Raw genomic sequence first — 8,136 nt, forward strand, 5'->3', positions numbered from 1 at the left:
TCATCGACGAGGTGCAGGACGTCTACCGGCTGCAGGGCGTGAAGATCAACGACAAGCACATCGAGGTGATCGTTCGCCAGATGCAGCAGAAGATCGAGATCCTCGATTCGGGTGACACCACGCTGCTCAAGGGCGAGAACATCGACAAGTCGGAGTTCGAGGAAGAGAACGCGAAGGTCGAGGCCCGCGGCGGCCGTCCGGCGACGGGCGAGCCGGTGCTGCTCGGCATCACCAAGGCCTCGCTGCAGACGCGCTCCTTCATCTCGGCGGCCTCCTTCCAGGAGACCACCCGCGTGCTCACCGAGGCCTCGACCCAGGGCAAGCGCGACAAGCTCGTCGGCCTGAAGGAGAACGTGATCGTCGGCCGTCTGATCCCGGCGGGCACGGGTGGCGCGACCACCCGCGTGCGCAAGATCGCGGCGGAGCGCGACAACAAGGTGATCGAGGCGCGGCGCGCCGAGGCGGAAGAAGCGGCGGCCCTCGCGGCGCCGATCGACACCTCCTATGACGAGGCCGATTTCGGCCCGGTCGATACGCCGGAAAGCCGCGACTGATCCGGTCGCCCGACTGAGACAGGGCCCCGCGCGAGCGATCGCGCGGGGCTTTTTCATGCGGCGCCCTGTCGCAGCCGCGCCGGAAGGGGCCATACATTCCGTATCCTGAATGAACGCCGGCGCCGCCGGCCAGGACAGGAGGACAGGATGACGCTTTTCACCCGCACCGCCGGCGCGCTCGTCGCGCTTGCGCTCGCGCTGCCGGCCGCGGCCGGAACCTTCGCCGAGGGCGAGACCACGCTGCGCGACGCCTATGGCGCCTATCGCGCGGCGCTGTTCCTGAGCAACCAGGGCAAGGCCGCGGAAACCGCACAGGCGCTGGCGAAATTCGATGCCGCCTGGGGCGCGCTCGCGACCGGATGGCGCGCCGATCCGCCGCCGCAATATGCCGCCGATGCGCAGCTTGGCGCGACGCTGGACACCGTTGCCGCGCTTTCGGCGAAGGCGGGGGAGGCGGTGGCCGCGGGCAAGCTGCCGCAGGCGCATGAGGTGCTCGAAGAGGTCCGCGGCGCGATCGCCGGGCTGCATGCGCGCGCCGGGCTGATCGGCTTTTCCGACCGGATGAACGCCTATCACGCCGAGATGGAGGCGGTGCTTTCGCGCGACTATGCCGCACTTGGTGCGCGGGCCGCGCCGACGGCGATCGGCGATGCGGCGCTGCTCTCCTATCTCGCGGGCGAGATCGCGGCGAATCCGGCGCCCGAGGCCTCGGCGCAGGGCTATGCCGAGCTGGTCGCGGGCTTCGAGGCCTCGGTCGCCGATTTCGTTTCCGCGGCGCAAAGCGGCGATCCGGCGGCGATCGCGGCGGCGCAGGGCAAGCTCAAGGTGCCCTATTCGAAGCTCTTCGCGAAATTCGGCTGATCGGCGCCTGCGGGGCGCGCCGCGGCATGGCCCGCTGCGCGCTCCGTTTACAACTGCCGGGGCTGACGCTATCAGGGGCTGCCCGAACCGGCGGAGAAAACCCCAGATGACCGATATTTCGATCGTGATCCCCGCGAAGAACGAGGCGGAGAATATCGAGGCGCTGCTCGATGGAATCGACGCGGCGCTGGCCGGCCGCGATTACGAGGTGATCGTGGTCGACGATGCTTCCGACGATGGCATGGCGGCGGTGCTTGCCGCGCGCCGGGCGCGGGCGCCGCAGCTACGGGTGCTTCGCCATGACCGCTCCGGCGGGCAATCGGCGGCGGTGCATTCCGGCGTACGCGCGGCGCGCGGCACGATCTGCGCCACGCTCGACGGCGACGGCCAGAACCCGCCCGAGGAGCTGCCGAAGCTGATCGCCCCGCTCGAGGCGCCGGGATCGGAGGCGATCGGCCTCGTCGCCGGGCAGCGGGTCGGGCGGCAGGACACGCTTTCGAAGAAGCTCGCCTCGAAGCTCGGCAACGGCATCCGCAACTGGGTGCTGAACGACGATACCCGCGACACCGGTTGCGGGCTGAAGGCGTTCCGGCGCGAGATCTTCCTCGGGCTGCCCTATTTCGACCATATGCACCGCTATCTGCCCGCGCTTTTCGGGCGCGAGGGCTGGGGCGTGGCCCATGTCGACGTGAGCCATCGCGCGCGCGGTGGCGGGCGGTCGCACTATTCCAACCTGCAGCGCGGGCTTGTCAGTATCTCCGATCTCGCCGGCGTCGCCTGGCTGATCCGGCGGCGCAAGAAGTCGCGCCCGACCGAGGTCGTGGCCGAGGTGCGGCAATGACCGAGTGGCTGGAGAAACTGCTGCATGTCGGCTCGCTGACGGAACTCCTCTGGGTCGTCTTCGGCTTTGCCGCGCAGCTGATGTTCACCGCGCGCTTCCTCGTGCAGTGGATCGCGTCGGAGCGGGCGCGGGATTCGGTGATGCCGGTCGCCTTCTGGTATTTCTCGCTCGCCGGCGGGCTGATGCTGCTCGCCTATGCGCTTTACCGCGCCGACCCGGTGTTCATCTTCGGGCAGGCGCTCGGCACCTTCATCTATGCCCGCAACCTCTGGCTGATCTATGCAAAGCGCAAACGCGGGTTCTGAGCGCGGCTGGCTCGGCCCGGCGCTGGCGCTGGTCGGGGCGGTGACGCTGGCGCGGCTCGTCGCGCTGGCCTTCGATCGCACCGATCTTTTCGTCGACGAGACGCAGTACTGGCTTTGGGGGCAGCGGCTCGACTTCGGCTATTATTCGAAGCCGCCGCTGATCGGCTGGCTGATCCGGGCGGTGACCGAGCTTGCGCAGTCGGATGCGAAGTTCTGGGTGCGGATGCCGGGATCGGTGCTGCACGGGACGACGGCGCTGATCCTCGGCGCGCTCGCCGCGCGGATCGCGGGGGCGCGGGCCGGCTTCTGGGCGGCGGCGCTTTATGTCACGCTGCCCTTCACCGCGCTCGGCTCGATCATGATCTCGACCGATACGGTGATGGCGCCCTTCTACGCTGCGGCGCTCCTGTTCTTCTGGCGGCTCGGCGACGGGCGACGCTGGCCCGACGCCTTTGCGCTTGGTCTTTGCGCCGGGCTTGCGGTGATGGCGAAATATGTCGGCCTCTTCGCCCCCGCGGGGATGCTGCTTGCCATGCTCGTCGCGCCCTCGCGGCGGATCGGCTGGGGCAATGCGGCGCTGGCGCTCGCGGTCTTTGCCCTCGTGATCGCGCCGAACGTGGTCTGGAACATGACCCATTCCTTCGCCACGCTCGAGCATACGATGGACAATGTCGGCTGGGTGCGCGCGGGCGAGAGCGCGGGGCTGAACTGGGCCTCGATGGGCGGCTTCCTCGGCGCGCAATTCGGCGTCTTCGGCCCGGTGACGATGCTGGCGCTGATCGCGGGGCTCGTGCTGCCGCGCAGTGCTGACAAGCGCGCGCTGGCGGTGCTCGTGCTGCCGCCGCTTGCCGTGGTGACGGCGCAGGCGCTGCTCGACAAGGCCTATGCGAACTGGGCGATCACGGCCTATTTCCCGGGCGTGATCCTGGCGGTGCTGATGCTGCCGCGCTGGGGGCGCTGGCTTGCCTTCGTCACCAATCTGGTCGCCGTCGTCGCCACCGCCGCGCTGATCACCCTCGCGCCCTGGCCCGAGCAGAAGGGGCGGCCGCTGCTGCACCGCTATCTCGGCCGGGCGGAGCTGAGCACGCGCATCCTCGCGCTGGCAAAGGCGAATGAGGTGCCGGTCTATGCCTCGAACCGCGATATTCTCGCCGATCTCTTCTACACCGGGCGCGATGCCGGGGTGACGATCTACGCCCCCGCGCCGAAGGGGCGGGCGATGAGCTACTATGAGCAGAATTTCCCGCTGCCTGCCGATTACACCGGGCAAATCCTCGTGATCCGGGACCGTCCGCTGGCCTGCAACGGGGTGCCGATGCCGCCGGCGGGCTTGCTCAACGGGGCGGGAACGTGGGAGGGTAAGGGGATTACCCCCTACCTCGTGCCGCGGGACTGCCTGGATGCCGAAGATTGACTATCAGATGACCGGGCGCTGGCTGATCGCCGGCTGGCTCGCGGCGATCGCGCTGTTTCGCGGGGCGCCCTCGGTCGACCTCGACATCTCGCGGCTGTTCTGGCGCGCGGGGGCGGGGTTCACCGTGGTGGGCAACCCGCTTTGGGAGTTTCTGCGCCAGCGGCTCTGGGATGCGGCGCTGGTGCTTCTGCTCGTCGCCGTGATCGCGCTGATCCGGGCGCTGATCTCCGGGCGCGCGGTGCTGGGCATTCCCGCGCGCGTCTGGGGCTTCGTCGTCGCGCTTTATGTGCTCGCGCCGGGGATCGTGGTGAACCTCTGGCTGAAATCGAGCTCGGGCCGGGCGCGCCCCGCGACGGTGCAGGAGTTCGGCGGCACGAAGCTCTTCACCCCCGCCGGGCAGTTCACCGACCAATGCGCGCATAATTGTTCCTTCGTCTCGGGCGAGGTTTCGGCGGCGGTGGCCCTCGGCATCGCGCTCTGGCTCGCCGCCGCGCTCTGGACGAAGCTCGAGACCTGGCAGCGCAGCTATCTGCGGGTGACGGGGCTCTTCATTCCGGGCTTCGTCATCGTGCAGCGGGTGGTGACGGGGCGGCATTTCCCCTCCGACGCGGTCTTTGCCGCGCTGATCACCCTCACCATCGCCTGGGCGCTGCATGCGGTCTTCTCCGGCCGGCTGCCCGGTCCGCTTGCGCGGTTGGGGCGGGTGCCGGGGCGGCGCGGTTGACAAGGGAGCCGACTCTCCGTATAGCGCCGCCATCCGAGGGGCGGACTCTGTCTTTCGGGGAGTGGTCTTCAGTGGTCGCAAACCGGGTCCCATAGCCCGATCCTCTGGATATCAACCGTTCGCCAGCCTTCGGGCAGGTCGAACGGGTTTGGCGTTTCGTGATGGGTACGGAACGCTGTCGAGAAGTGGCGCACCCAGGTCCGGGTGCGAGTATTGACAACCGAAAGCGAACGGGGAACCGAATGCCGACGATCCAACAGCTGATCCGCAAACCGCGGCAGCCCAAGGTGCAGCGCTCGAAGTCGCAGCACCTTCAGCAGTGCCCGCAAAAGCGCGGCGTCTGCACCCGCGTCTATACCACGACGCCGAAGAAACCGAACTCCGCTATGCGTAAGGTCGCCAAGGTGCGCCTGACGAATGGCTTCGAGGTCATCTCCTACATCCCGGGCGAAAAGCACAACCTGCAGGAGCACTCGGTCGTGCTCATCCGCGGCGGTCGTGTGAAGGACCTTCCGGGTGTCCGTTACCACATTCTGCGTGGTGTTCTGGATACCCAGGGCGTCAAGGATCGTCGTCAACGCCGTTCGAAATACGGCGCGAAGCGGCCGAAGTGATCGTAGGGAGGAGAACCAGAGATGTCTCGTCGTCACGCCGCTGAAAAGCGCGAAGTGCTGCCCGACGCCAAATATGGCGATCGCGTGCTGACCAAATTCATGAACAACCTGATGATCGACGGCAAGAAGTCTGTTGCCGAACGTATCGTCTACAACGCCCTCGACCGCGTCGAAGGCAAGCTGAAGCGCCCGCCGGTGGAAGTGTTCCACGAAGCGCTCGACAACGTGAAGCCTTCGGTCGAAGTGCGCTCGCGTCGTGTCGGCGGTGCGACCTATCAGGTGCCGGTCGAAGTGCGTCCGACCCGCCGTGAGGCGCTGGCGATCCGCTGGCTCATCACCGCGGCCAAGAACCGCAACGAAAACACGATGGAAGAGCGTCTCGCCGGCGAGCTGCTCGACGCCGTGAACTCGCGCGGCTCGGCCGTGAAGAAGCGGGAAGACACCCACAAGATGGCCGACGCGAACAAAGCGTTCAGCCACTACCGCTGGTAACAGGAGCCCACGACATGGCACGCGCCTATCCGCTGACCCGCTACCGCAACTTCGGGATCATGGCCCACATCGATGCGGGCAAGACCACCACGACGGAGCGGATCCTCTACTACACCGGCAAGTCCCACAAGATCGGCGAAGTCCACGACGGCGCCGCGACGATGGACTGGATGGAGCAGGAGCAGGAACGCGGGATCACCATCACCTCGGCGGCAACGACCACTTTCTGGCAGCGCCAGGAAGACCCGAGCCACGAGGGTACTTCGGACACGAAGTTCCGCTTCAACATCATCGACACCCCCGGACACGTCGACTTCACGATCGAAGTCGAACGCTCGCTCGCGGTGCTCGACGGTGCGGTCTGCCTGCTCGACGCCAACGCCGGCGTCGAACCCCAGACCGAAACCGTGTGGCGTCAGGCTGACCGCTACAAGGTTCCGCGGATCGTGTTCGTCAACAAGATGGACAAGATCGGCGCGGACTATTTCAAATGCGTCGAGATGATCAAGGATCGCACCGGCGGCACCCCGTGCCCCGTGTGCCTTCCGATCGGCGCCGAAGACCAGCTTGAGGGTCAGATCGACCTGATCAAGATGGAAGAATGGGTCTGGAAGGGCGAAGACCTCGGCGCGAGCTGGGTCCGTCAGCCGATCCGCGCCGAGCTCAAGGATCTCGCCGACGAATGGCGCGGCAAGATGGTCGAACTCGCCGTCGAGCAGGACGACGACGCGATGGAAGCCTACCTCGAGGGCAATGAGCCCGACGAGGACACGCTGCGCGCGCTGATCCGCAAGGGCACGCTCGCGATGGCCTTCTTCCCGGTCTTCGCCGGCTCGGCCTTCAAGAACAAGGGCGTCCAGCCGCTCCTGAACGCGGTGATCGACTTCCTGCCCGGTCCGCTCGACGTGCCGGCCTATGTCGGCTTCGCCCCGGGCGACGAGACCGAAACCCGCAACATCGAGCGCCATGCCTCGGACGAGGAGCCCTTCTCGGGCCTCGCGTTCAAGATCATGAACGACCCCTTCGTCGGCTCGCTGACCTTCACGCGCATCTACTCGGGCACGATGAAGAAGGGTGATTCGATCCTCAACTCGACCAAGGGCAAGAAAGAGCGCATCGGTCGTATGATGATGATGCACTCGAACAACCGCGAAGAGATCGAAGAGGCGTTCGCCGGCGACATCATCGCGCTGGCCGGTCTGAAGGAAACCACCACGGGCGACACGCTCTGCGATCCGTCGAAGCCGGTGGTTCTGGAAACCATGACCTTCCCCGATCCGGTGATCGAGATCGCCGTCGAGCCGAAGTCGAAGGCCGACCAGGAAAAGATGGGTATCGCTCTGGCGCGTCTCGCGGCCGAGGATCCGTCCTTCCGCGTCGAGACCAACTTCGAATCGGGTCAGACGATCATGAAGGGCATGGGCGAACTTCACCTCGACATCCTGGTCGACCGCATGAAGCGGGAGTTCAAGGTCGAGGCGAATATCGGCGCCCCGCAGGTGGCCTATCGCGAGACGATCTCGCGCGAAGCCGAAATCGACTACACGCACAAGAAGCAGACCGGTGGTACCGGCCAGTTCGCGCGCGTGAAGCTCGTCATCACCCCGACCGAACCGGGCGAAGGCTATTCGTTCGAATCGAAGATCGTCGGTGGTGCGGTGCCGAAGGAATACATCCCCGGCGTCGAAAAGGGCATCAAGTCGGTGATGGATTCGGGTCCGCTCGCGGGCTTCCCGGTGATCGACTTCAAGGTGGCGCTGATCGACGGTGCGTTCCACGACGTCGACTCCTCGGTGCTCGCCTTCGAAATCGCGACCCGCGCCGCTATGCGCGAAGGCCTGAAGAAGGCCGGCGCCAAGCTGCTCGAGCCGATCATGAAGGTCGAAGTGGTGACCCCGGAAGAATACACCGGCGGCATCATCGGTGACCTCACCAGCCGTCGCGGTATGGTGCAGGGCCAGGACACCCGCGGCAACGCCAACGTGATCAACGCGATGGTGCCGCTGGCCAACATGTTCGGCTATATCAACACGCTGCGGTCGATGTCCTCGGGCCGCGCGGTGTTCACGATGATCTTCGATCATTACGACGCCGTGCCGCAGAACATCTCGGACGAGATCCAGAAGAAATACGCCTGAGCGTGACGGCGCCCGGCTTCGGTCGGGCGCCCGTTTCCTCGGGATGACAGGTTACAGGAGGCCATTATGGCAAAGGCAAAGTTTGAACGGACGAAACCGCACGTCAACATCGGCACGATCGGCCACGTTGACCACGGCAAGACGACGCTGACGGCTGCGATCACGAAGTACTTCGGTGAATTCAAGGCCTACG

The 8,136-nt window shown here is 66.3% G+C and carries 9 protein-coding genes and 1 pseudogene; all 10 read left to right on the top strand.

Features of this window, described 5'->3' with window-relative positions:
• Positions 1 to 554: pseudogene (locus AB7U46_RS16890) on the top strand (DNA-directed RNA polymerase subunit beta'); the annotation flags it as partial.
• A 147-nt stretch (positions 555 to 701) separates the two neighbouring features.
• Entirely contained in the window at positions 702 to 1,415 is a 714-nt protein-coding gene (locus AB7U46_RS16895) for a hypothetical protein (RefSeq protein WP_428338157.1), read from the top strand.
• Between the two features lie 106 nt (positions 1,416 to 1,521).
• A complete protein-coding gene (locus AB7U46_RS16900; RefSeq protein ID WP_428338158.1) occupies positions 1,522 to 2,256 on the top strand; it encodes a glycosyltransferase family 2 protein in 735 nt (244 codons plus the stop codon).
• Positions 2,253 to 2,561 carry a lipid-A-disaccharide synthase N-terminal domain-containing protein gene (locus AB7U46_RS16905; protein WP_428338159.1) on the top strand — a complete coding sequence of 103 codons (309 nt, stop codon included), beginning with the start codon at positions 2,253 to 2,255 and terminating at the stop codon, positions 2,559 to 2,561. Before AB7U46_RS16900 ends, AB7U46_RS16905 begins: the two co-directional genes overlap by 4 nt.
• On the top strand, positions 2,536 to 3,975 hold the full coding sequence (locus AB7U46_RS16910) for an ArnT family glycosyltransferase (RefSeq protein WP_428338160.1): 1,440 nt from the start codon (positions 2,536 to 2,538) through the stop codon (positions 3,973 to 3,975). Before AB7U46_RS16905 ends, AB7U46_RS16910 begins: the two co-directional genes overlap by 26 nt.
• On the top strand, positions 3,962 to 4,699 hold the full coding sequence (locus AB7U46_RS16915) for a phosphatase PAP2 family protein (protein WP_428338161.1): 738 nt from the start codon (positions 3,962 to 3,964) through the stop codon (positions 4,697 to 4,699). The genes AB7U46_RS16910 and AB7U46_RS16915 overlap by 14 nt, the downstream gene beginning before the upstream one ends.
• Positions 4,700 to 4,941: 242 nt before the next feature.
• Positions 4,942 to 5,313 carry a 30S ribosomal protein S12 gene (gene rpsL, locus AB7U46_RS16920; RefSeq protein ID WP_096433949.1) on the top strand — a complete coding sequence of 124 codons (372 nt, stop codon included), beginning with the start codon at positions 4,942 to 4,944 and terminating at the stop codon, positions 5,311 to 5,313.
• A gap of 21 nt (positions 5,314 to 5,334) precedes the next feature.
• Complete coding sequence (rpsG, locus tag AB7U46_RS16925) at positions 5,335 to 5,805, top strand: 30S ribosomal protein S7 (protein WP_428338162.1); 471 nt, start codon at positions 5,335 to 5,337, stop codon at positions 5,803 to 5,805.
• A gap of 14 nt (positions 5,806 to 5,819) precedes the next feature.
• Positions 5,820 to 7,943: an elongation factor G gene (gene fusA / locus AB7U46_RS16930; RefSeq protein ID WP_428338163.1), complete on the top strand. Its 2,124-nt coding sequence runs from the start codon at positions 5,820 to 5,822 to the stop codon at positions 7,941 to 7,943.
• Between the two features lie 66 nt (positions 7,944 to 8,009).
• Positions 8,010 to 8,136: GTP-binding protein (locus AB7U46_RS16935; RefSeq protein ID WP_231555447.1), on the top strand; the 127-nt coding region annotated here is incomplete at its 3' end.

The sequence above is a fragment of the Paenirhodobacter sp. genome, assembly GCF_050177655.1.
Classification (GTDB): Bacteria; Pseudomonadota; Alphaproteobacteria; order Rhodobacterales; family Rhodobacteraceae; genus Rhodobacter.